Genomic DNA, 21,739 nt, shown 5'->3' on the forward strand with positions numbered 1-21,739 from the left:
GGCTCGACGGCCACCCCGCCACCCCGCCGGTGGCGGAGGTCTCGCGCGGCCTCCCCCCCCGCCCCGCCCGCCCCCCCCGGCACCGGGAACCCCCGCCCCCCCCGCCCCACCCCCCGGCGAGGCTGAATACGGCCCGGCGAGGCTGACGGTGGCCCAGGCCGTTACGGGACGGGGGGTGGGGTCGGTGGGGTCGAGAGCAAGTAGCCGGCCTGGAAGCGGGACTTGGCGCCCACCGCGCGCATGATCTCGGCGATGTGCCGCTGGCACGTCCGCTCCGACATGCCCAGGCGGCGCGCGATCACCTTGTCCTCCAGCCCCTCCGACAGCAGCCGGACGATCGTCTGCCGCAGCTCGTCCGAGATCGACCGGGCCGCCTCCGGGCTCACCGACGTGGGGAAGGGCTCCGCGCCCAGCCAGGACCGCTCGAAGGTCGCCGTCATGAAGTGCACGACGCTCGGCTCCCGCACCACCAGCGCCGCCCCGCTGCGGTCCGGCACCGCCATCAGGCCCGTGTGGTCGTCGAAGATCAGCATGCGCATCAGCCCGTCGCCCAGCGTCCGTACCTGCGCCCCCAGGGCCGTCACCCGCTCCACGTACGCCGCCGTGGGCCGCGAGTAGCGCGCCGTGTGCTGGTAGATCGTCCGCATCGCGACCCCGCGCGTCAGCAGCGACTCGTCCCGCCCGATCGACTCCTCCAGCGTCTCCAGGGGCCGGCCCCCGCCGGGCTGCGAGGTCAGCAGCTCCCGCTCGCACGCCGCGACCAGCTCGGCGATCAGCCCCCGTACCGCGCCGAGGTCCGTGACCAGCTCCAGGCGGCCCGACCCGCTCAGGTCCCGGTGCGCGGTCCCCGCCTCGTACGCCGGCACCAGCGCCTCCAGCCGCCCGCGCAGCCGGTCCATCTCGTCGTGGGCCTCCCGGACGAGCAGGGCCAGCGGGGCCAGGGCCCGGGCCGCCGCCGCCCGGGGCGCCACGGCGCTCCAGCGGTCCGGGGCGCCGCCCGGGGCCCGCTGCAGCAGGTGCGCGGCGGCCAGCTCGGTGACGGCGGTGGCCGCGCGCACGCCCAGGACCCCGATGGCCTCGGCCGTGTCGAAGGCGGGCCGCTCGACGGCGTACGCGTACAGGCGCAGGGCGGCTGGGCTCAGCTCCCCGGCGGCTCCGGCCGCCCCGGTTTCCTCGGCAGGCATATGCGTATGCGTCCCGAGTTGTGCGGATTTATAAACCCCTCGTGTTCCCGCAAGGCGGCAATACGACGCCTGGAAGGGCGCCGTCGGCAGATGCCGACGAGGCACAGTGGCCTTCACGGCGCGAGGGGGAAGCGCGGTGCGCGCAGCGGACGCCCAGGCGAGAACGGGGGCCGTGTCCTGCTGAGCCCGCGGCCCGCCGTGGTGGGGTGGTCGCGCCAGGTCCATCGGTGCCATCCGACCGTGAGGGGGCGGAGCGGCGGGTACGACGGACCGGCGCGACTCCCCAGGGGCCACCCGTCAGCCGGAGGCCGGCTTCGCGTAGTCGCTGTAGCCGGTCCAGTCCAGCACGACGCACGGTTCGTCCCCCAGGACCCAGGCGTCGTGCCCGGGTGCGATCTGGATGAACTCGCCCGGACCGAGGTCCGCGCTCTCCCCGTCGTCCATGACTAGCTTCATCCGGCCGCTCACGACGTACCCGGTGTGGGCGGACTCGCAGCTTTCGGTGCCGGCCAGCGGCTTGATGTGCATCGACCACCGCCACCCCGGCTCGAAGACCGCGCGCCCCACCGCCCCGCCCTCGGTGTTGAGCAGGTCCAGCCTGCCCGTCCTGGCTTCGAAGGGCCGTGTCTCGTCCGGCTCGTCGAAGTTCCTGTGGACCAATCCGGCCATGGCAGGTCGCCTCCGGGAGAAGAGAAGCACCCCGAGTCCACTCCTCACGGTACGCGCGCCGCGCCCGCCGTTCACCTCCTCAGGGACCTCCCGAAGCCCGAGGCCAGCGGCATCCGCAGGCCCAGCGGCGGTGGGGCGGCCAGGGCGTCCGTGACCGGCCGCGAGTACCGTCCGGAGAACACCGCGCCGAGGACGAAGTCCACGGCCAGCGCCACCACTTCCGGCTGGTGCTCGCGCAGCCCGTGCCCGTCCGAGTGCACCTCGAACCGGCACGTCGACCGGTTCGCCTTCTTCGCCCGCGCCGCCAGCCGGAAGGAGCTTTCCGGGTCGCTGCGCGCGTCGTTGGTGCCGTGGACGATCAGCACCTGGCGTCCCGACAGCTGTTTCACCGGTTCAGGGGAGCCGGACCGGGCCTCGGCCGCTAAGCAAGGGGCGATCGCCACCACCGAACTGACGGCCCCGTGCCCTGCCGCCCGCAGCGCGGCCAGGCCCCCTGCGTCATAGCCGGCCAGGCACACCGGCACGTCCCCGTACCGCCGGACCACCTCGTCCGCCGCCCACTCCGCCTGCTCCTCCCGGGCGGAGTCCCCGCCGTGGATGACCGTGTGCGTGACCAGCCCCTCCGCCCCGCCCGCCCGGGCCAGCGCCCGCGCGAGCGGACGTACTGGACCGGGGGAGAATCTGGACGCTCCGGGAAGCAGGAGCACCACCCCGTTGACCGGGCTTTCCGTCGAATCCGAGCCGGTTCTCGCGCCGGCCGCCCGCCCCAGACGGGCCCTGCGCGCCGGCGGCGCATGCTGTGCCATGGCGGAACAGTCTCAGACCCCGAGGTGTACGCCATCCGTCCGCACGGTCTCTGTTACATATCGACGCCCGCCGTGGGGACCCCGCTCTACGCGCGTAGGAGTTAGAGTGCGCAGATGACGAGCGAGACCCCCAACCTGCCGAGCCCGGATCAGATCCGCCGTTCCCCGAAGGTGCTGCTGCACGATCACCTCGACGGTGGACTGCGCCCCGGGACCATCATCGAGCTGGCCCGCGACGCCGGCTACGAGAACCTCCCCGAGACCGACGCCGACAAGCTCGGCATCTGGTTCCGCGAGGCCGCCGACTCCGGTTCCCTCCCGCGCTACCTGGAGACCTTCGCGCACACCTGCGCGGTCATGCAGACGAAGGAGGCGCTCTTCCGGGTCGCCGCCGAGTGCGCCGAGGACCTGGCCGAGGACGGCGTCGTGTACGCCGAGATCCGTTACGCGCCCGAGCAGCACCTGGAAGCCGGCCTGACCCTCGAAGAGGTCGTCGAGGCCGTGAACGACGGCTTCCGCGAGGGTGAGCGCCGTGCGAAGGCGAACGGCCACCGCATCCGCGTCGGCGCCCTGCTGACCGCGATGCGCCACGCCGCCCGCGCGCTGGAGATCGCCGAGCTGGCGAACCGCTACCGCGACAACGGCGTGGTCGGCTTCGACATCGCCGGCGCCGAGGCCGGGTTCCCTCCCACCCGCCACCTCGACGCCTTCGAGTACCTCAAGCGCGAGAACAACCACTTCACCATCCACGCGGGCGAGGCCTTCGGCCTGCCGTCGATCTGGCAGGCCCTGCAGTGGTGCGGCGCCGACCGCCTCGGCCACGGTGTGAAGATCATCGACGACATCGAGGTCGCCGAGGACGGTTCCGTGACCCTGGGCCGCCTGGCCTCGTACGTCCGGGACAAGCGCATCCCCCTGGAGATGTGCCCGACCTCGAACCTGCAGACCGCCGCGGCCGCCTCGTACGCCGAGCACCCGATCGGTCTGCTGCGCAAGCTGCACTTCAGGCTCACGGTCAACACGGACAACCGCCTGATGAGCGGCACCAGCATGAGCCGCGAGTTCGAGCACCTGGTGGACACCTTCGGCTACACGCTCGACGACATGCAGTGGTTCACCGTCAATGCGATGAAGTCCGCGTTCATTCCTTTCGATGAACGACTGGCCATGATCAATGAAGTGATCAAGCCCGGTTATGCGGAGCTGAAGTCGGAGTGGCTGTTCCGGCAGACCGCTTCGACCAGCGGTTCTGTCTCGGCCTAGGCCACGGCATGACGTTATGGAAGCGCCCGGGAGGGATAATCCCCGGGCGCTTTCTCGTATTTACGGATGTTTGCGGGCGGGGGTTTGAAGTGACTAGTTTGCGGAGCCGCTCATTTCCCCGTCGCAAGGACAACTTTTCATGAAGAAGTCAGCTGCCAAGACCCTCGGTACCGCCGCTCTCGGTGTCGCCTTCGCCGCGGTCGCCGCCGGTACCGCCTCCGCCGCCGTCCCGGCGGTCGGACTGACCGACGCGCTGGGCACCGCCACCGGCGCGCTCCAGGGCGTGACCAGCCAGCAGCACGTGAGCCCCGAAGGGCAGCAGTCGAGCGACCCCACCTCTCAGGTCACCGGAGCCCTGACCCCGCTGACCGGCGCGCTGAACGGCCTCGGCGGCTGAGACTGACGCCGCTGCGACGCGTACACGTGTGCGGCGGGAGCGTGCCCTTTCGAACGGGTATGTGTCCCGCCGCGCCGTGTGCCACGATCGCCACCAACTGCCCGCCGACGCTTTGGGTATGAGGTTCTCGGTCATGCGCATGAAGGCACGAGCGACGATGGTCGCGCTGGTCCCCGCCCTGCTGTTCGCCGCCGTGGGGTGCAGCGGTGCGAACACCCCCGCGACGGGCAAAACCCCCGACCCCAAGGGCTCCGCGGGCAGCTCCGGTGTGCCCGGAGCCCCGGCGCCGTCCGCCGCAGCGACCGGACCGGCGGCGCCGAAGACCGGTGGCAGCGCCCTGGAGCGGTCCGCGCTGGCACAGGGCGATCTGGCCGGGTACCAGGTCTCCGCCCAGGGCAAGAACCCCAATGCCCCGGACGGTCAGCCGCAGGCCGACAAGAAGGCCTGCCAGCCGCTGGCCGACGTCATGGGCGACGAGCCGGACCCGTCCGCGCGCGAGACCCTCAGCCGCGGCGTCGGGTCCCAGAAGCAGATCGGGCTCGCCGTGTCCGCCTCCGTCAGCTCGTACTCCGAGAGCGACGCCAAGGCGCTGATCGCCCGCCTCAAGGCCGCCGTCGCCGCCTGCGGTACGGGCTTCGCCGCCAAGGTCGAGAAGCAGACCGGCAGCTACCGCGAGGTGCGGGCCGCCGACTACCGCACGAGCGGGGACGAGAGCGTCAGCTGGACCATGACCGCGGCCGCGGAGGGCGTATCGGCGCAGGTCCACCTGGTCGTCGTACGCGAGGGCGACACCGTCGTACGGCTGATGGCCCTCAACGTGGCGGCGGCCCAGCAGAAGGCGCAGGTGCCGCAGGAAGTGGCGGACAAGCAGGTGGAGAAGGTCCAGAAGGTCCAGAAGACCGGCTGACCGGCCCGCCACCCGCCCGCCCGGTCTACCAGGCCGTGGAAGCCGCCTTCTCGTTCGGCAGCAGCACCCACAGCGCGATGTAGATCAGGAACTGCGGGCCGGGCAGCAGGCACGAGACGACGAAAATGGCGCGCATCGCGTTCGCGGATATTCCGAAACGCCGCGCCAGTCCGGCGCAGACTCCGCCGATCCAGCGGCCGTCACGGGGGCGGACCAGGGCGCTCATGGGGTTCTCCTTTGTCGGGATCGCTTTCTTGCGATGCCTCAATACTCCCGCTGGACCGCCGACAGAACGTCGGTCCAGGGGCCGAGCCCGACCCTGGAAATCTTCGGGGTGTCCCCCTGATAAACGGTGTGTGAGCGCCGCAGCCGGGCCCGCAGCGCCGGAACGACGGCCACGTGCGCGAGCACCACACCGAGGGTGTTCAGCAGCACCGAGTCCACGTTGACGACCTGACCGGGGACTGCGGTCTGGAGCATCTCGATGCACACCGAGACCAGCGCGCCCGCGGCGGCCGTGCGGGCCAGCGAGGACCACGCGGACAGGGCCGACGGCGCGAGCCTGCCGCTGATCAGCGGCAGCAGCACCCCGAGCGGAGCCAGCAGCGCGAGCCCCTCACCGATCCGCCGGGCGGCCTCCAGCGGCCCGAGGGCGAGGTCGGCGGTGATCCCCTCCAGCGGGCTCAGATTGGCCGCCGCGGCCCAGGGCACGTCCAGGGGCCGCAGGGTCAGCCAGCCGACGGCCACGAAATGGGCGGCGAGCAGGACCCCGGCCAGAAGACGGAGACGGAGGTGGATCGCGGTGGCGGTGGCGGCACTTTCGCCGTCCTCAAGACGCTGCACACCTGCGAGGACGCATCACCCGGTAGCCCCGGTTCCGGCCCGTAGGGGGGTGTGGCGCGAAGCACGCGAAACGGGCCGGGTGCGGCGTTCCGGCCGGTCAGCGGGTGCGGAGCCGGTGGGTGCCGAGTCGGCGGATGAAGATCAGCGGAGGGCGATGAGGACGATCAGGATCAAGGCGCCGGCCAGGGCGGGCGCGATGATCTCGTAGGACCAGCGCACGCGCACGCCGCCCTGCGCGCCGGGCCGTTCGGCGCCGCGCTCGGCCATGGCCTGCAGCTCGTCGACGATCCGGTCGGCGCCGGCCCGCATCGGCTCGGACGGGGCGGCGCTGCGGGCGCCCGCACCCGGGTCGCCCGGTTCGCGGCGGCTCTGCGCGCTGCGGCGCAGCTGCTGCCGGTTGGCCTTCTTCCGCTCCCGCAGCGAGACCGGCACGGACCACAGCTGGTACTTGGACCCCTCGGCCAGCACCTCGGCCGAGTACCCGGCGCGCACCGCGTCCACGGCCGCCCAGGGCAGCTCGATGATCCGGAAGGGGTTGCGCACGCGCATCCGGTCGTCATTGGCGAAGACGGCCGGGCGGATCGTGAACGCGACGATCAGCGGTACGGCGCACAGCGCCACCGCCAGCGCGATCCACGGGGAGTTGCCCGAGCCCCGCACCACGGCGTCGCCGCAGAGCCAGGCCGTCAGTGCGAGCAGCAGTACCCCCGAGACGACGCCCATGGAGGAGCGGTAGACCCGGTCGTCGTAGACCGGCTCATCGGTCGGCTGCTGCTGGCTGCTCATGGGGTCGATTCTGCCCCACGCCGTCTCAGCCCACGAGATCGGCGTACAGGATGATGTTGTCGGGCCGGTGGCCGTCCGTGATCTCGCCGCCGCAGGTGATGACGCGCAGCTCGGGACGGGCGGTGTTCCCGTACACCTTCTCGGTCGGGAACTCCTTCTTGCCGACCTGCTCCAGCTCGCGGACGCGGAAGACGGCGGCGGTGCCGTCCGCCCGGGAGACGGTGATCTCCTCGCCGGTGCGCACGCGCGAGACGTCCTTGAGCACGGCCGGTCCGCGCGCGGTGTCGAAGTGGCCGATCAGCACGGCGGGACCGGTCTCGCCGGGCGTGACGCCCTTGGTGTACCAGCCGATCCTGTCGGCGTCGGCCACCGAGGGCACCTCGACGGTGCCGTCGGCGGCCAGTCCCAGCTTCAGTACCGGGGAGGCGTCCACTCCGGCCGCGGGGATCCGTACGCGTACGGGCTCGGAGGCGGGCATCGGGGTGGCGGTCGCAGACGGTGCGGGGGCGGCGGTGGGTGCGACGGACGGCGCTGCGGTGGACGACGGCGCGGTGGCGGTGGGCGCACCGGTGGCCGCCCCGCAGCCGGTCAGGGCGAGGCAGAGGAGGGCGGCGGCGAGGGGGAGGCGTACGCGGTGGGCCATGAGGGTGCTCCGGAGACGACGTCCGGCGGGCCACCGGGTCGGTGGCCCGCCGGACGGAGGGCGAGGGAAGTGCCGGGTGCGTCAGCGCTGGGTGCGGGCGCGGCGGCGGGTCAGGAAGGCCGCGCCGAGGCCGGCGACGATGGCGGCGAGACCGGCGCCGGCGTAGACGGTCGTGGAGTCGTCGGTGTCCCGGGTGGCGATCTCGGCGCCCGCGGCGACGCCGCCCTTGGGGACGACGGAGGTCTGGCCGGCCGTCTGGGGCCTGGGCGCCGCAGAGGTGGTGGCGGACGGCTTCGTGGACGGTTCGGTGGACGGCTTGGGGTCCGGCTGCGGCTTCTCGGTCGGCGCCTGGAAGGTGTAGTCGAAGGTGCAGCCCTTGGGCAGCTTCGGGAACGTCGCGTGGCCGTACCAGTCGTTGCCGCCCTGGGTCTTCCACTCGAAGACCGGCTTGGCGGAGCTCGCGTTCAGGATGCGGGCGACGATGCCGGCGTCCTTCGGGAGCGAGGGCGTGTTGCGGTCCAGGACCTCGACGTTGTCCGTGGGCGTGGGGTCGAAGTCCAGCTGGACGATCGGGCCGTTCGGGGACATCAGCAGCCGGGCCAGCCCGCCCGCCCCGATGGACTCCGTCACGGGCTCGCTCGTGCACTGCGGGCCCTGGCCCTTGGGCAGCGGGTAGGAGCTGGTCTTCCCGTCCTTGGTCACCGACAGGACCGGGTGGTGGACGTCCTCCTCGACGAGCCTGAGCTCCAGGCCGGACACCGAGGCCGCCGGGTGCTCGGAGTCCAGCGTGGCGAGCACGCGGCTCATGTACTCGTCGCCCGGCTTCCAGTCCTCGGGGACCGCGCGGATCCAGGCCTCGGGACCCTCGGACTTGTTGCGCAGCACCGCGACGACGCCCTTGTCGATGGAGACGGGGGTGCCGGCGTAGCGGTCGGGGACGGCCGCGGCCGGCGCGGCGGTCGTGGCGGCGTACGCGGTGCCCGCGACCGGGGCGAGGAGGGCACCGGCGAGGAACGCGGTGGCGAGGGAGGTACGGAGGGCGGTACGCATAACGACTCCTTGAAGCGAGGTCTCGGGAAAGTGGAGGAGAGTCGCATGCCGCGGTTTTCTCTGTCCGTGAGAGCCGGGTGAGTGTCTGGCGGGCTGCTGGGAACAACGTTACGGATCCCGTGCGTGCGGACGATCCGGCTCCTGTCATGGGCCCGTAACGGAGAGTGGAGGTGTCAATTCCATAGCGGATTCGGGGGCGGGGGTGACAGGTCGCTACGCGCGTAGATATGCTCATCTGGTGACCATGCCCACCACCCTCACCGCATTCGCTGACGTGACGACGTCCGACAGTGCGCTGCGCCGCTTCCTGCACGGGCTGCCCGGCGTCGACGCTGTCGGCCTGGAGGCCCGCGCGGCCTCCCTCGGCACCCGTTCGATCAAGACGACGGCCAAGGCGTACGCCATCGACCTGGCCATCTCGATGATCGACCTGACGACGCTGGAAGGCGCGGACACCCCGGGCAAGGTCCGGGCGCTCTCCGCCAAGGCCGTCCATCCCGATCCGACCGACCGCACGACCCCGATGACGGCCGCCGTCTGTGTCTACCCCGACATGGTGGCCACGGCGAAGGCCGCGCTGAACGGCGCCGACGTCAAGATCGCCTCCGTCGCCACCGCCTTCCCGGCCGGCCGCGCCGCCCTGCCCGTCAAGCTCGCGGACACCCGCGACGCCGTCGCCGCGGGCGCCGACGAGATCGACATGGTCATCGACCGTGGCGCCTTCCTCGCCGGCCGCTACCTGGAGACGTACGAGCTGATCAAGGCGATCAAGGAGGTCTGCGTCCGCGAGGACGGCAGCGCCGCGCGCCTGAAGGTCATCTTCGAGACCGGCGAGCTGTCGACCTACGACAACATCCGCCGCGCCTCCTGGATCGGCATGCTCGCGGGCGCCGACTTCATCAAGACGTCGACCGGCAAGGTCGGGGTCAACGCCACTCCGGCGAACACCCTGCTCATGCTCGAGGCCGTACGCGACTTCCGCGCGCAGACTGGAATCCAGATCGGCGTGAAGCCGGCCGGCGGCATCCGCACCACCAAGGACGCGATCAAGTTCCTGGTCCTGGTCAACGAGACCGTGGGCGAGGACTGGCTGAGCAACCACTGGTTCCGCTTCGGCGCCTCCAGCCTGCTCAACGACCTGTTGATGCAGCGCCAGAAGCTGAGCACCGGCCGTTACTCCGGTCCCGACTACGTGACGGTGGACTGATCACCATGGCATCTGTATTCGAGTACGCACCGGCTCCCGAGTCCCGCTCGGTCGTCGACATCGCCCCCTCCTACGGGCTCTTCATCGACGGCGAGTTCACCGACGCCGCCGACGGCAAGGTCTTCAAGACCGTCTCGCCGAGCAGCGAAGAGGTCCTGGCCGAGATCGCCCAGGCCGGCACCGCCGACGTGGACCGCGCCGTGAAGGCCGCCCGCAGGGCCTTCGAGAAGTGGTCCGCGCTGCCCGGCTCCGAGCGCGCCAAGTACCTCTTCCGCATCGCCCGGATCATCCAGGAGCGCAGCCGCGAGCTCGCCGTCCTGGAGACCCTGGACAACGGCAAGCCGATCAAGGAGACCCGCGACGCGGACCTCCCGCTGGTCGCCGCCCACTTCTTCTACTACGCGGGCTGGGCCGACAAGCTCGACCACGCGGGCTACGGCGCGAACCCGCGTCCGCTCGGCGTGGCCGGCCAGGTCATCCCCTGGAACTTCCCGCTGCTGATGCTCGCGTGGAAGATCGCCCCGGCGCTCGCCACCGGCAACACGGTCGTCCTGAAGCCCGCCGAGACCACGCCCCTGTCCGCGCTGTTCTTCGCGGACATCTGCCGCCAGGCGGGTCTGCCCAAGGGCGTCGTCAACATCCTCCCCGGTTACGGGGACGCGGGCGCCGAGCTGGTCGCCCACCCCGACGTCAACAAGGTCGCCTTCACCGGCTCGACCGCGGTCGGCAAGGCCATCGCCCGCCAGATCGCCGGTACCGGCAAGAAGGTCACCCTGGAGCTGGGCGGCAAGGGCGCCAACATCGTCTTCGACGACGCCCCCATCGACCAGGCCGTCGAGGGCATCGTCAACGGCATCTTCTTCAACCAGGGCCAGGTCTGCTGCGCGGGCTCCCGCCTGCTGGTCCAGGAGTCGATCCACGACGAGCTGCTGGACTCCCTCAAGCGCCGCCTCTCCACGCTGCGCCTGGGCGACCCGCTCGACAAGAACACCGACATCGGCGCGATCAACTCCGCCGAGCAGCTCGCCCGGATCACCGCGCTCGCGGAGACCGGCGAGGCCGAGGGCGCCGAGCGCTGGTCCCCGGCGTGCGAGCTGCCGTCCTCCGGCTACTGGTTCGCCCCGACGCTCTTCACGAACGTCACCCAGGCGCACACCGTCGCCCGCGACGAGATCTTCGGCCCGGTGCTGTCCGTGCTGACCTTCCGTACGCCCGACGAGGCGGTCGCCAAGGCGAACAACAGCCAGTACGGCCTGTCCGCCGGCATCTGGACGGAGAAGGGCTCGCGCATCCTCGCGGTCGCGAACCAGCTCCGTGCCGGTGTGGTGTGGGCCAACACGTTCAACAAGTTCGACCCGACCTCGCCCTTCGGCGGCTACAAGGAGTCGGGCTTCGGCCGCGAGGGCGGCCGCCACGGCCTGGAGGGCTACCTCGATGTCTGAGTCTTCTGTGACCCGCCTGAACGTCTTCAAGACCTACAAGCTGTACGTCGGGGGCAAGTTCCCCCGCTCCGAGAGCGGCCGGGTGTACGAAGTGACGGACTCCAAGGGCAAGTGGCTGGCCAACGCCCCCCTGTCCTCCCGCAAGGACGCGCGTGACGCGGTCGTCGCGGCCCGCAAGGCCTTCGGCGGCTGGTCCGGCGCGACCGCGTACAACCGCGGGCAGATCCTCTACCGCATCGCCGAGATGCTGGAGGGCCGCCGCGAGCAGTTCGTCCGCGAGGTCGGCGAGGCCGAGGGCCTGTCCAAGTCCAAGGCCGGCGCGGTCGTCGACGCGGCCATCGACCGCTGGGTCTGGTACGCGGGCTGGACCGACAAGATCGGCCAGATCGTGGGCGGGGCCAACCCGGTCGCGGGCCCGTTCTTCAACCTCTCCACCCCGGAGCCGACCGGTGTGGTCACGGTCGTCGCCCCGCAGGAGTCGTCCTTCCTGGGCCTGGTCTCGGTGATCGCCCCGGTGATCGCGACGGGCAACACCGTCGTCGTCATCGCCAGCGAGAAGTCCCCGCTGCCCGCCCTCTCCCTGGGCGAGGTGCTCGCCACCTCCGACCTGCCCGGCGGCGTGGTCAACATCCTGTCCGGCAAGGCCGGCGAGATGGGCCCCCACCTGGCGTCCCACCAGGACGTCAACGCGATCGACCTGGCCGGAGCCGATGCGGCCCTCGCCAAGGAGCTGGAGATCGCGGCGGCCGACAACCTCAAGCGCGTCCGGCGTCCACAGCCTGTGGACGACTGGAGCGCCGACCCGGGCACGTCGCGCATGACGGCGTTCCTGGAGACCAAGACCGTCTGGCACCCCACCGGGTCGCTGGGCGCGGGCGGCTCGTCCTACTAGTCCTCCTCGGACAGGCCCCCGTACGAGACCGGCCCCGGCAGCGTCCCCCGCGCTGCCGGGGCCTTCCCGTACCCGCTTGCGCGCGGCTACTTCCCGGGGAGCACCGGACCGAGCAGCGAGGAGGCCGCCGCGGTCGGCAGCTCGCCGACCGAGGGCCCCTGGGTCAGGATGCCGGTGACCATGCCGGTCCCCACGGACGGGAAGTCCGCGACCTTCGTGGCGACGCCGTTGTCCAGCGGGTCCACGCCGGTGTGGGCCAGCGGGTTCACCTTGAGGTTCGCGATGGGGTCGGCGACCCCGGCCAGCGCCGCCGGGACGTCGAGCTCGCCGGCCTGGGCGCCGCCCGCGGCCATCGCCAGGGCCGCACCGGCCATCGAAACCGTCAGTCCGGCGCTGCGGAGCCGGTTCGGAAGGGAAGGGGCTGCGTGACGTGCCATGGAGATCCCGCCTGAGGTCGTAGTCGCGTGCGCACGCAGCGTAGTCGAGGTGTGTTCCTGGACACCAACCGGTCACCGGGAGGATCCCCTACCCGGGGGAATGGTTCAGACTGGTGTCCCGTGAGCTCCTCCTCTCCTGCGCCGACCCGAGTCGTCCTGCTGACCGGTCCGTCGGGCTCCGGCAAATCCTCGCTGGCCGCCCGCTCAGGGCTGCCCGTGCTGCGCCTCGACGACTTCTACAAGGAGGGCGACGACCCCACCCTCCCGCTCGTCGACGGCAGCTCCGACATCGACTGGGACTCCCCGCTGTCCTGGGACGCGGACGCGGCGGTCGCCGCGATCGCCGAACTGTGCGCGGCGGGCCGGACCGACGTCCCGGTGTACGACATCGCGACGAGCTCCCGCTCGGGCGCCGAGAGCCTCGACATCGCCCGTACCCCGCTCTTCATCGCGGAGGGCATCTTCGCCGCCGACGTGGCCGCCCGCTGCCAGGAGCTCGGGCTCCTGGCGGACGCCATCTGCCTGCGGGGGCGCCCCTCGACGACGTTCCGCCGCCGGCTGGCCCGTGACCTGCGGGAGGGCCGCAAGTCCGTGCCGTTCCTGCTGCGCCGGGGCCTGCGGCTGATGCGCGCCGAACGCGGCATCGTGGCCCGCCACGTCGCCCTGGGCGCGCACGCCTGCGCCCGCGACGAGGCCCTCGGCCGTCTGGCGGCAGCCGCGGCGGGCCGCCGCCGCACGACGACCTTGGCGTAGCCGCCGGGAAGCCCTACGGGTTCCGTTGCACGAAACCGGCGTCACCGGCGGGACCACCGGTCCGTCAGGGTGGTGATGGCGGCCGCGGCCCGGTCGAGGCCGCGGTCGTCGCCGCGGAGCGTCTTGTTCAGCTCGACGTGCAGGAAGCGGGACTGCCGGTCGGCGGCGGTCCGGCCCTGTTCGTTCTCCCGGCCGGCGAGCTTGCAGCGTGCGGAGTACGCCGTGCAGACCTCCAGGCCGTCGCGCCGCAGCGCGGCGGTCAGCTGTTCCGCGTCCGCCACGGCGCTGTCGCCGGCTCCCGTGGAGACCACCGCGTCCCGTCCGCGGAACGACTCGTCGGCGAATCCGTGCAGCTGGACCCCCGGCAGGTTCCTCCGTGCCAGCTCGTCCACCACGCCGTGGAAGACCGAGTCGTCGCGGTGTGCCACGTCCGCCGCGCCGTCCTCGCCCGCATCGCGGTGGGCCCCCGCGAGCACGAGCACTCCGCCGGGTGCGCCGCGCAGCACCCGTGCTCCCAGGAGCTCGGTGCGGGCATCGGCGACGGGGTGGGGGACCTGGACCGACCAGCGTGCGGGCCCGTCGAGGTCGACGTACACCCGGCCCCAGCCGCGGGCGGTGTGGCCCGATTCACTCACCGCGTCCGTCACCTCGGCGTACCGGCGTCCGCCGGCGGCGTCCGTGACGGTGCGGAGGGTGAAGTCGATCTCGGCCAGGCCGGTCCGCGCTGCTTCCGTCTCACCGTCGAGCAGGTGGGCGAACGCCTTGGTGAACGCCAGTCGTTCCTGGTCGGTGGGGGTGCGGTACCCCCCGCGCTCGCTGAAGCCGGCGGTGAAGCGGGCGATCCGCTGCTCCAGGTCGGTGTCGGCGGAGGGGTGGGGAGCGGGGCCGGCCGGGCGGGCCGGCGGTGCGCTTCCCGTACCTGCATCCCAAAGCGCCAAAACGGCACAAAGAGCGATGAAAGCGCCGCACAGAACCGCAATCGTTATTCGCCTGGTCAGTGGAGCTCTCATAGTCATATGAAAATAACGGAGTGATGTGCTCCGCTTCCCGGCCCTCCGCTCTTCGTTCCGGTTCGCCCGACCCCGTGCCCGACGGGAACACCCGCCCGGCCGGGCCCCGCCGACGGACCGGACCGCGCTGACCGGACGCACCGAGGCCCTCCCGGCACTCCGCGCGCCCCGTAAGCCCAGATCATCACACTCTCCAGGCCGCACCGGCTCCAGGACAGAACGAAGAGGAGCCCGCGTTGGCCGCGTCGCGATCGAAGCGGCGGCACCGGACCCGCCGGCGGGCTGACATGTCGCTGCTGGGCGGCATCCGTCCGCCCATCGCGGCCCTGTCCGCCCTGCTGCTGGCCCTCGCCGCCCTCACCGCGTTCCAACTCGGACACGTGGGCAGGGAGACCGTACCGCCGGCCGTTCTCAACTCCCAGCAGTACTTCGCGGAGGACGGCGCCATCGCTCTGCGCGCCTCCCTGGACGAGAGCATCACGGACATCGGCAGGACCGCCGCCCTGTTCAGCTCCGGCGAACCGGTCTCGCCCGACTCCGTGCTCGACAAGCTCGGCAGCGTCTACCAGAAGTGGCGTGGCACGGCCGTGATCGAGATCAAGTCGGGCCGCCTGGAGGCGCAGCGCGGCGAGAACCTCCCGCTGACCGCCCTCGACCTGACCGCGCTGGGCGGCGAGTCAGGCCTCGCCCCCCGCATGGTCCGGCTCGAGAACGGCGAGACCCGCCTGCTCACCCTCGCCCTGCTGTCCTGGCCCGACCGCCCCCAGCAACTCCTGGTCGCCTCCAGCAGCCTGAAGGTCCCGGGCATCAGCCTGGGCCGGTCCCGCGCCATCGCCGTCCTCGACTCCTCCGGCCAGGTCCTCGGCAGCGACGGCGTCGGCAGTTCCGGGCAGGAGAAGAAGCAGCTCGGAAAGTTCGCGAAGACCGTCGCCCAGAAGGCCGGGCGGCACCCCCTCCAGGCCAAGGAGCCCGGCTCCGGCGGCTTCGCCGGCGTCAGTGGCAGCCTGCTCGGGGACTCCAGGGACGGTCACCGCTCCGTGGCCGGCTACGCGAAGCTCACTGGTTCGCAGCCCGGTGAGGGCACCGACGCGACCGCCCTCGGCCTCACCGTCGTCTCGTTCGTCGGCGTCGCCGAGCAGCGTTCCGCCGCAGTCGACTCCTTCTTCTGGATCGCCGCGTCCGGCGCTCTGCTGGTGCTCGGAGCACTGGCCGTGGCCCTGCTCGTGGTCACCGTGCAGCGCCCGCTGCTCCGGCTGTTCCTGGAGAGCCGCCGGATCGGCCGCGGCGACCTGAACCGGCCGGTCACCGTGCCGAAGTACGGGGAGACCGCCCGCATCGGCGCCGCCCTCGACCGGCTGCGCCGCCAGCTCCTCGGCGAGCCCGGAGCGCAGACCCCGAGCCCTCGCGCGGGCCGCCGCGCCCGGATCGGGACCCGCGCCCTCCTCGCGGTGTGCGGAATCCTGCTCCTGGTGTGGTCGGCGCCGCTCCTGCTGACGCTCAACCGCGCGGGGGCCTCCGTCGCCGTGCCCCGGACGATCGTCGACGACCAGCGTGAACGCACCGACACCCTGGCCGACCGGGTACGCCGCGCCCTCAACGAAGGACACGCCGACCTCACCTCCGTCGCCTCCGTCATCGGCGACAAGACCACCCCCGCCGAGATGACGAAGCTGCTGGAGCGCACCCGGAGCCAGCACGGACGCTACGCATCCCTCTACGTCCTGAAGGCCGACGGCACCGTCCTGGCCCGCTCCGGCGGCAAGCCCCACCACCCCGTCGGCAAGGGCCCCTCGAAGCAGCCCGTCACCCTGGTCGACAGCGGCAACCAACCGGTCATCACCGAGTACGCCGAGGCACCCGGCCTGGCCGGCGCCGCCGTGGTCGGCGAGCTGCGCATCGACTTCCTCAACGCCATGCTCAAGCGGCCGGGCCTGGGCGAGGTCCGCGTCGTCGATGCCGGGCACCGGGTGATCGGCGGCAACAACGGCTACCTTGCCTTCGCATCGCTGTCGGACGCCAAGCTCGACGCCCTGGTGAACGCCGCGAACGAGAAGAGCGGCGCGAACGAGAAGAGCGGCGCGAACGAGAAGACGGGGAAGGGCCCGAGCGCCAGGAGCGCCCTCCTCCGCGACGGTGGCGTCTCCATCGCCGCCGCGGCACCCATGACCGGTGGGGGTGTGGCCCAGCCCCTGGACTGGACCGTCGTCACCCGGCAGCCGGCCGAGGGCCTGGAGATCCCCGCGTACACCGCGCAGAACCGCACCGTCCTGGCCGGACTGCTCGGCCTCACGGGCGCCGCGGCCTGCCTCGGCTGGATGCACGTCATCGTGGTGCGGCCGCTGCGCGACCTCGCCGAGCGGGCGGAGGCCCTCGCCGACGGAGACCGCCGCACCGTCGTCTACCCGACCCACCACGACGAGGTCGGCGCCGTCACCCGCAGCCTCGAAGTCATCCGCCAGCAGCTCCTGGAGCAGCGCAAGCGGGACGCCGCCGGCGGCGCCACCGGCCGGACGCCCGGCGGTGCCACCCCGGCCGGAAGGAACTGATCCACCGTGCTCTTCCTCTACTGCGTGCTGCTCTTCTGCTGCCTGGCCATGCTCGTCGCGGGCGTCGTCGAGCAGCGCCGGCACTACGCCAACCTCGCGCACATACCGAACCGGGTGCTGGTCAACGGCATCCGCGGCAAGAGCTCCATCACCCGGCTGTGCGCGGGAGCCCTGCGCGGCGGCGGGCTGGTGACGGTCGCCAAGACGACGGGCACCGCGGCCCGCTTCATCCACCCGGACGCCACCGAGGAGCCCGTCTACCGGAAGTTCGGCATCGCCAACGTCGTCGAACAGATCGGCATCGTCCGGCGCGCCGCCGCCTACCGGCCGCACGCACTGGTCATGGAGTGCATGGCGGTCATGCCCGCACTTCAGGAGATCAACCAGTCGAAGCTGATCCAGTCGACCATCGGCGTGCTGTGCAACGTCCGCGAGGACCACGTCGCCGAGATGGGACCCACCCTCGACGACATCGCGCGCTCCCTGTCGCGCTCGATGCCGCACGGCGGAATCTGCGTCACCGCCGAGAAGGAGCGCTTCCACGTGCTCCAGGAGGAGGCCGACGCGAGGAACTGCACGCTCGTCTACGCCGACCCCGACACGGTCAGCGACGAGGAGCTGCGGGGCTTCAGCTGGTTCACCTTCAAGGAGAACGTCGCCATCGCGCTCACCGTCGCCGACCTCCTCGGCGTCGACCGCGAGACCGCCCTCCAGGGGATGTACGACGCCCCGCCGGACCCCGGCGTGCTCTCCGTCGAGCGGTACGTGGCTCCCGGCGGCAAGCGGGTGCGCTTCGCCAACGTCTTCGCCGCGAACGACCCCGAGTCGACGCTGATGAACATCAACCAGCTCCTCGACCTCGGCGCCGTCGACCGCCCCCTCAACGTCGTGATCAACTGCCGCCCGGACCGCGTCGAGCGAAACGGCCAGATGGGCGCGATCGTCCCGGACCTGATGCCCGACAAGGTCTTCGTGATCGGGCACCCGGCCAAGAGCGCCATCGACGCGATCCCGGCCGATTGGCGCGGGCGCGCCGTCGACCTCGGCGGCGACCAGCGCGACGGTGAGGAGTTCATGAACGAGCTCCTCGGCCACCTGGGCGAGAGCTCCTCGCTGGTCGCCATCGGCAACATCCACGGCCAGGGCGAGATCCTCCTGGAACACCTGGCGGAACTCCCCGGCTTCGAGGACGAGCCCGACCGGGAGGAGCCCCACCGGGTGGCCCCGGACCGCGGGCCCGCCGTACCCCGGCAGGCCGCCCCCGCGCAGCCGCTGTACGTCCCGCACCTCGACCCGTACGCCGACCTCACCGCCGCGCAGGAGGCCCGGTTCGGGCAGCCCCCCGTGCCGAGGCAGTACGTCCACGTGCCCCAGCAGCACCCTCTGCCCACCCCCCAGGGCCGACCGCCGTACGAGGGGCAGGGCCCGTACCCGCGGCAGCCGGAGGGGCAGCGGCCCCAGGGGCCCCACCCGCAGCAGCAGCCGCACGAGCAGCCCTGGCCGCCCCACCCGTACGAGCCCCACCCGAATCCGCAGTGGCAGAGCCCAGGAGACCCCCGTTGATCCCCGCAGTCCTCACCCCCGAGATCGCCGCGATCGGCATCGCGCTGGGCCTGCTGTTCTCCCTGCTGTGCTACCTGACGACGAACCTCTCGCCCGGCGGCATGATCACCCCCGGCTGGCTCGCGCTCACCCTCATCGAGGACCTGCAGCGCGCGGCGCTCGTCGTCGGCATCACCGCCCTGACGTACGCGCTCACCCTCGTCACCCAGAAGTTCGTCATCCTCTACGGCAAGCGCCTGTTCGCGGCCGTCGTCCTCATCGGTGTGCTCCTCCAGGCCACGGTGGTGATCGTGCTCCAGATGAAGTTCCCCCTGCTGTACGCGAACCAGACCCTCGGCTTCATCGTCCCCGGACTGATCGCCTACCAGCTCGTCCGCCAGCCCAAGGGCGCCACACTGCTCGCCACCGGGTCCGCGACCCTCATGACGTACGTCGTCCTGACCTCGGGCATCCTGCTCGGCTTCATGCCGCACGCCTGACCGACGCCAGCCCGATCACCCGCACCGCCCGGAGCACACCGATGACCGCCAAGCCCGCCCGCCGCACCCGCCCCGTCCTGCACGCCGTCGTCGTGGCGCTCCTGCTGGCCGGCAGCGCGTACTTCACCTACGAGCTGCGCAAGGAGGAGCAGGCCAAGGCCCCGGCGGTGCTGCGCGTCACCGACCAGGCGCAGACCGGCGGCGGCCAGGAGGGCGCCCGGAAATGGGAGCGGTTGAAGAACCCGGAGCGCTCGGTCCTGCGGGGCGCGGACGGCGCCGTCCTCGCCACCTTCACGGACGGCGCGCGCACCGCGTCGCTCACCGGCAAGAGCCGTACCTTCTCCGAGCCGGCCACCACCCGGACCCGAGTCGTCACCGACAGCTGGGTCCGCCTGCTGCCGGAGAGCTGGCGCAGCGGCGCGGAACGCGAGCAGTGGTTCCAGGACTGGTTCAAGAAGTACTACGGGAGCGAGGAGGACGACCTCTTCGCCATCGCCTTCCAGTACGGGGACCAGGCACCGGTCAAGAAGGACGCGAACGGCGTCCAGTACGCGGGCGACGCGGCCTTCGGGCCGCTCAACCCGAACGGCTCCGCGGGCAACGACCTGCGCCTGGAGCAGTCGGACTTCTACGACTACCTCGGCACCCCGTACACCTTCCGCAACGGCACCACGGAACAGCCGGAGAAGGCCAAGCACCGGGCCCTGGACTGCTCCGGCTTCATCCGCACGGTCTTCGGCTACCGCGGCCGCTTCCCGCTGATGGCCTCCGACACGGGCGGCAACGGACTGCCGCGCACCGCCAACGGAATGGCCCGCTCGAAGGCCGGCGTGGACATCCTGGCCCTCAAGGGCGTCGGCCCGCAGGACCGGCCGGCCTCCGTCGACGTCCTCCAGCCGGGCGACCTGGTGTTCTTCAAGCTCGACGGGCGCACCGGCGAGCGTCTGGACCACGCCGGCATGTACCTCGGCAACGACACCGACGGGCACAAGATCTTCATATCGAGCCGCGAAGAGGCCAACGGCCCCACCATCGGCGACAAGGGCGGCGCCTCCCGCATCGACGGCAACGGCTACTACGCCGCCGCCCTGCGCAGCGCCAAGCGCCTCTGACCGGCCGTCCCGCGGGGCGCGCAGGCGCACCGGACATGTGAAAAGGCGGGATCAGGCGGACCCCCGGCCGCTTGATCCCGCCTTTTCCCCCCGCGGCCCCCGTCCCACCCCCGTAGGACGGGCCCCCTGGCCCGATGGCTTTCGTGTGCCCGTTACGCGACGAGCTCCCCGAAGGACTCCGCCTCGTCACGGCCGAAGCTCAGCGCCTCGTCCTCCCGCAGGCGGCGCAGCGAGCGCCAGATGCTCGACTTCACCGTGCCGACGCTGATGCCGAGGATCTCCGCGATCTCCGGGTCCGTGCGGCCCTCGTAGTAACGGAGCACCAGCATGGTGCGCTGCGGCTCCGGGATGCGGGTCAGCGCCTGCCACAGGACCGCGCGCAGTTCCGTGCCGCGCATCGCGTCCGTGTCGGAGGCCGTCTCCGGCAGTTCCTCGGTCGGGTACTCGTTCAGCTTCCGCCGGCGCCACGCGCTGATGTGCAGGTTGGTCATCGTTCGGCGCAGATAGCCGCCGACGGCCGCCTTGTCGCTGATCCGGTCCCAGGCGCGGTACGTGGAGAACAGCGCGCTCTGCAGCAGGTCCTCGGCTTCGTAACGGTCGCCGGTGAGGTGGAAGGCCGTCGCGTACAGGGCGGCCCGCCGCTCCTGGACGTACGCCGTGAACTCCGCCTCCGAGGTGGAGGAGGGCGTCTGCTCGGTGGCGGGAACCGCCTGGTACTGGTTTGCGTCAATGGCTACGACGTGGGCCGGCCGGGGACGGGCGACCGCCACCGTACGGACACCCGCCCGGCGGTTCACATCGTGCAGCCGCGTGACAACCGCGCTGGTCGTGGTGCTGTGCAGCGTGTTCATCTCGCGCCCCCCGTCGTGGAGTGTGTCTGCTTCGGTCCGTAGTGCGTTGATTAGAAGATTGCCCCGCCGACTTAACCGGGGTGTCCGTCGACTGTCACAGCCCTGTCACAGCGACTTCTGACAGGACGCGGACAGGATCGCGCGGCCCGACGGTCGAACTCCCGACTGCCGATGGGACAGAATGAGCCCGTGCCTTTCCTGTTGCTGATCGAGGACGACGACGCCATCCGCACGGCCCTCGAACTCTCCCTGTCCCGCCAGGGCCACCGTGTGGCCACCGCGGCGACGGGCGAGGACGGCCTGAAACTGCTGCGCGAGCAGCGGCCGGACCTGATCGTGCTGGACGTGATGCTGCCCGGTATCGACGGTTTCGAGGTGTGCCGGAGGATCCGCCGCACCGACCAACTGCCGATCATCCTGCTCACCGCGCGCAGCGATGACATCGACGTGGTCGTCGGCCTGGAGTCGGGCGCCGACGACTACGTGGTCAAGCCCGTCCAGGGCCGGGTCCTCGACGCCCGCATCCGGGCCGTGCTGCGCCGCGGCGAGCGCGAGTCGAGCGATTCGGCGAGCTTCGGCTCCCTGGTCATCGACCGGGCCGCCATGACGGTGACGAAGAACGGCGAGGACCTCCAGCTCACGCCGACCGAGCTGCGGCTGCTGCTCGAACTGAGCCGCCGGCCAGGGCAGGCGCTGTCGCGCCAGCAGCTGCTGCGGCTGGTCTGGGAGCACGACTACCTCGGTGACTCCCGGCTCGTCGACGCCTGCGTACAGCGGCTGCGCGCCAAGGTCGAGGACGTGCCGTCCTCGCCCACCCTGATCCGGACCGTCCGGGGCGTCGGCTACCGCCTGGACTCCCCGCAGTGATCCGGTCGTTGCTCGCGGGCCGGCGCTGGACC

Annotated in this window: 23 protein-coding genes; 12 read left to right on the plus strand and 11 right to left on the minus strand. The window is 71.8% G+C overall.

The genetic code is table 11. The features are described from left to right. Positions 1 to 161 precede the first annotated feature (161 nt). From ACGFZK_RS19950 to ACGFZK_RS19960, 3 genes are all read right to left on the minus strand, one after another. A complete protein-coding gene (locus tag ACGFZK_RS19950; protein WP_393850189.1) occupies positions 162 to 1,184 on the minus strand; it encodes a LuxR C-terminal-related transcriptional regulator in 1,023 nt (340 codons plus the stop codon). 297 nt (positions 1,185 to 1,481) lie between these two features. Beyond that, positions 1,482 to 1,853, minus strand: a complete 372-nt coding sequence (locus ACGFZK_RS19955; RefSeq protein ID WP_393850190.1) for a cupin domain-containing protein — start codon at positions 1,851 to 1,853, stop codon at positions 1,482 to 1,484. Between the two features lie 71 nt (positions 1,854 to 1,924). Then, positions 1,925 to 2,659, minus strand: coding sequence for an alpha/beta hydrolase (locus tag ACGFZK_RS19960; protein ID WP_393850191.1), 735 nt, complete (start codon positions 2,657 to 2,659; stop codon positions 1,925 to 1,927). 114 nt (positions 2,660 to 2,773) lie between these two features. Between ACGFZK_RS19960 and ACGFZK_RS19965 the strand changes: the two genes are divergently transcribed. From ACGFZK_RS19965 to ACGFZK_RS19975, 3 genes are all read left to right on the plus strand, one after another. Further along, the gene (locus tag ACGFZK_RS19965) at positions 2,774 to 3,922 is read left to right on the plus strand and encodes an adenosine deaminase (RefSeq protein ID WP_393850192.1); all 1,149 of its coding nucleotides are present in this window, start codon (positions 2,774 to 2,776) and stop codon (positions 3,920 to 3,922) included. A 139-nt stretch (positions 3,923 to 4,061) separates the two neighbouring features. Further along, positions 4,062 to 4,319 (plus strand): hypothetical protein, encoded by a 258-nt coding sequence (locus ACGFZK_RS19970; protein WP_393850193.1) that lies wholly within the window; start codon positions 4,062 to 4,064, stop codon positions 4,317 to 4,319. A 118-nt stretch (positions 4,320 to 4,437) separates the two neighbouring features. After that, positions 4,438 to 5,226, plus strand: coding sequence for a hypothetical protein (locus ACGFZK_RS19975; RefSeq protein ID WP_393850194.1), 789 nt, complete (start codon positions 4,438 to 4,440; stop codon positions 5,224 to 5,226). Between the two features lie 25 nt (positions 5,227 to 5,251). On the opposite strand, the gene ACGFZK_RS19980 is transcribed toward ACGFZK_RS19975, so the two are convergent. The 5 genes from ACGFZK_RS19980 to ACGFZK_RS20000 all read right to left on the minus strand — a co-directional run bounded on the left by ACGFZK_RS19980 (position 5,252) and on the right by ACGFZK_RS20000 (position 8,548). Continuing rightward, a complete protein-coding gene (locus tag ACGFZK_RS19980; RefSeq protein ID WP_393850195.1) occupies positions 5,252 to 5,452 on the minus strand; it encodes a PspC domain-containing protein in 201 nt (66 codons plus the stop codon). Between the two features lie 38 nt (positions 5,453 to 5,490). Beyond that, positions 5,491 to 6,069 (minus strand): VanZ family protein, encoded by a 579-nt coding sequence (locus ACGFZK_RS19985; protein ID WP_393850196.1) that lies wholly within the window; start codon positions 6,067 to 6,069, stop codon positions 5,491 to 5,493. A 141-nt stretch (positions 6,070 to 6,210) separates the two neighbouring features. After that, complete coding sequence (locus tag ACGFZK_RS19990; protein ID WP_393850197.1) at positions 6,211 to 6,855, minus strand: PH domain-containing protein; 645 nt, start codon at positions 6,853 to 6,855, stop codon at positions 6,211 to 6,213. Between the two features lie 25 nt (positions 6,856 to 6,880). Further along, positions 6,881 to 7,498 carry a class F sortase gene (locus ACGFZK_RS19995; protein ID WP_393850198.1) on the minus strand — a complete coding sequence of 206 codons (618 nt, stop codon included), beginning with the start codon at positions 7,496 to 7,498 and terminating at the stop codon, positions 6,881 to 6,883. Between the two features lie 81 nt (positions 7,499 to 7,579). Next, complete coding sequence (locus ACGFZK_RS20000; RefSeq protein WP_393850199.1) at positions 7,580 to 8,548, minus strand: hypothetical protein; 969 nt, start codon at positions 8,546 to 8,548, stop codon at positions 7,580 to 7,582. A 244-nt stretch (positions 8,549 to 8,792) separates the two neighbouring features. Here ACGFZK_RS20000 and deoC point away from each other — a divergent pair, with 244 nt between their 5' ends. Genes deoC through ACGFZK_RS20015 form a run of 3 tightly spaced genes read left to right on the plus strand, consistent with a single transcriptional unit; the run spans position 8,793 to position 12,089 of the window. Then, on the plus strand, positions 8,793 to 9,755 hold the full coding sequence (deoC, locus tag ACGFZK_RS20005; protein WP_393850306.1) for a deoxyribose-phosphate aldolase: 963 nt from the start codon (positions 8,793 to 8,795) through the stop codon (positions 9,753 to 9,755). Between the two features lie 5 nt (positions 9,756 to 9,760). Then, positions 9,761 to 11,197 (plus strand): aldehyde dehydrogenase family protein, encoded by a 1,437-nt coding sequence (locus ACGFZK_RS20010; protein WP_393850200.1) that lies wholly within the window; start codon positions 9,761 to 9,763, stop codon positions 11,195 to 11,197. Beyond that, the gene (locus ACGFZK_RS20015; protein WP_393850201.1) at positions 11,190 to 12,089 is read left to right on the plus strand and encodes an aldehyde dehydrogenase family protein; all 900 of its coding nucleotides are present in this window, start codon (positions 11,190 to 11,192) and stop codon (positions 12,087 to 12,089) included. The genes ACGFZK_RS20010 and ACGFZK_RS20015 overlap by 8 nt, the downstream gene beginning before the upstream one ends. A gap of 86 nt (positions 12,090 to 12,175) precedes the next feature. Here ACGFZK_RS20015 and ACGFZK_RS20020 read toward each other — a convergent pair whose 3' ends face one another. After that, on the minus strand, positions 12,176 to 12,526 hold the full coding sequence (locus tag ACGFZK_RS20020) for a hypothetical protein (protein ID WP_393850202.1): 351 nt from the start codon (positions 12,524 to 12,526) through the stop codon (positions 12,176 to 12,178). A 51-nt stretch (positions 12,527 to 12,577) separates the two neighbouring features. On the opposite strand from ACGFZK_RS20020, the gene ACGFZK_RS20025 reads away from it, so the two are divergent. Then, the gene (locus ACGFZK_RS20025; RefSeq protein ID WP_393850307.1) at positions 12,578 to 13,279 is read left to right on the plus strand and encodes a uridine kinase; all 702 of its coding nucleotides are present in this window, start codon (positions 12,578 to 12,580) and stop codon (positions 13,277 to 13,279) included. A 41-nt stretch (positions 13,280 to 13,320) separates the two neighbouring features. Here the strand turns inward: ACGFZK_RS20025 and ACGFZK_RS20030 are convergent, their stop codons facing one another. Beyond that, on the minus strand, positions 13,321 to 14,217 hold the full coding sequence (locus ACGFZK_RS20030; protein WP_393850203.1) for a hypothetical protein: 897 nt from the start codon (positions 14,215 to 14,217) through the stop codon (positions 13,321 to 13,323). Between the two features lie 359 nt (positions 14,218 to 14,576). On the opposite strand from ACGFZK_RS20030, the gene ACGFZK_RS20035 reads away from it, so the two are divergent. Genes ACGFZK_RS20035 through ACGFZK_RS20050 form a run of 4 tightly spaced genes read left to right on the plus strand, consistent with a single transcriptional unit; the run spans position 14,577 to position 19,989 of the window. Continuing rightward, complete coding sequence (locus ACGFZK_RS20035) at positions 14,577 to 16,835, plus strand: HAMP domain-containing protein (protein WP_393850308.1); 2,259 nt, start codon at positions 14,577 to 14,579, stop codon at positions 16,833 to 16,835. A 6-nt stretch (positions 16,836 to 16,841) separates the two neighbouring features. After that, the gene (pgsB, locus tag ACGFZK_RS20040) at positions 16,842 to 18,398 is read left to right on the plus strand and encodes a poly-gamma-glutamate synthase PgsB (RefSeq protein ID WP_393850204.1); all 1,557 of its coding nucleotides are present in this window, start codon (positions 16,842 to 16,844) and stop codon (positions 18,396 to 18,398) included. Beyond that, the gene (locus ACGFZK_RS20045; protein WP_030009641.1) at positions 18,395 to 18,877 is read left to right on the plus strand and encodes a poly-gamma-glutamate biosynthesis protein PgsC/CapC; all 483 of its coding nucleotides are present in this window, start codon (positions 18,395 to 18,397) and stop codon (positions 18,875 to 18,877) included. Before pgsB ends, ACGFZK_RS20045 begins: the two co-directional genes overlap by 4 nt. Before the next feature lie 41 nt (positions 18,878 to 18,918). Next, complete coding sequence (locus ACGFZK_RS20050; protein WP_393850205.1) at positions 18,919 to 19,989, plus strand: C40 family peptidase; 1,071 nt, start codon at positions 18,919 to 18,921, stop codon at positions 19,987 to 19,989. Positions 19,990 to 20,141: 152 nt separating this feature from the next. On the opposite strand, the gene ACGFZK_RS20055 is transcribed toward ACGFZK_RS20050, so the two are convergent. After that, positions 20,142 to 20,840 (minus strand): SigE family RNA polymerase sigma factor, encoded by a 699-nt coding sequence (locus ACGFZK_RS20055; RefSeq protein WP_393850206.1) that lies wholly within the window; start codon positions 20,838 to 20,840, stop codon positions 20,142 to 20,144. 189 nt (positions 20,841 to 21,029) lie between these two features. Between ACGFZK_RS20055 and afsQ1 the strand changes: the two genes are divergently transcribed. Then, positions 21,030 to 21,707: a two-component system response regulator AfsQ1 gene (gene afsQ1 / locus ACGFZK_RS20060; protein WP_063754818.1), complete on the plus strand. Its 678-nt coding sequence runs from the start codon at positions 21,030 to 21,032 to the stop codon at positions 21,705 to 21,707. Positions 21,708 to 21,739 lie beyond the last annotated feature (32 nt).

Origin of the sequence: Streptomyces sp. NPDC048257, from assembly GCF_043201855.1 — a bacterium.
In the GTDB taxonomy this organism is placed as follows: Bacteria; Actinomycetota; Actinomycetes; order Streptomycetales; family Streptomycetaceae; genus Streptomyces.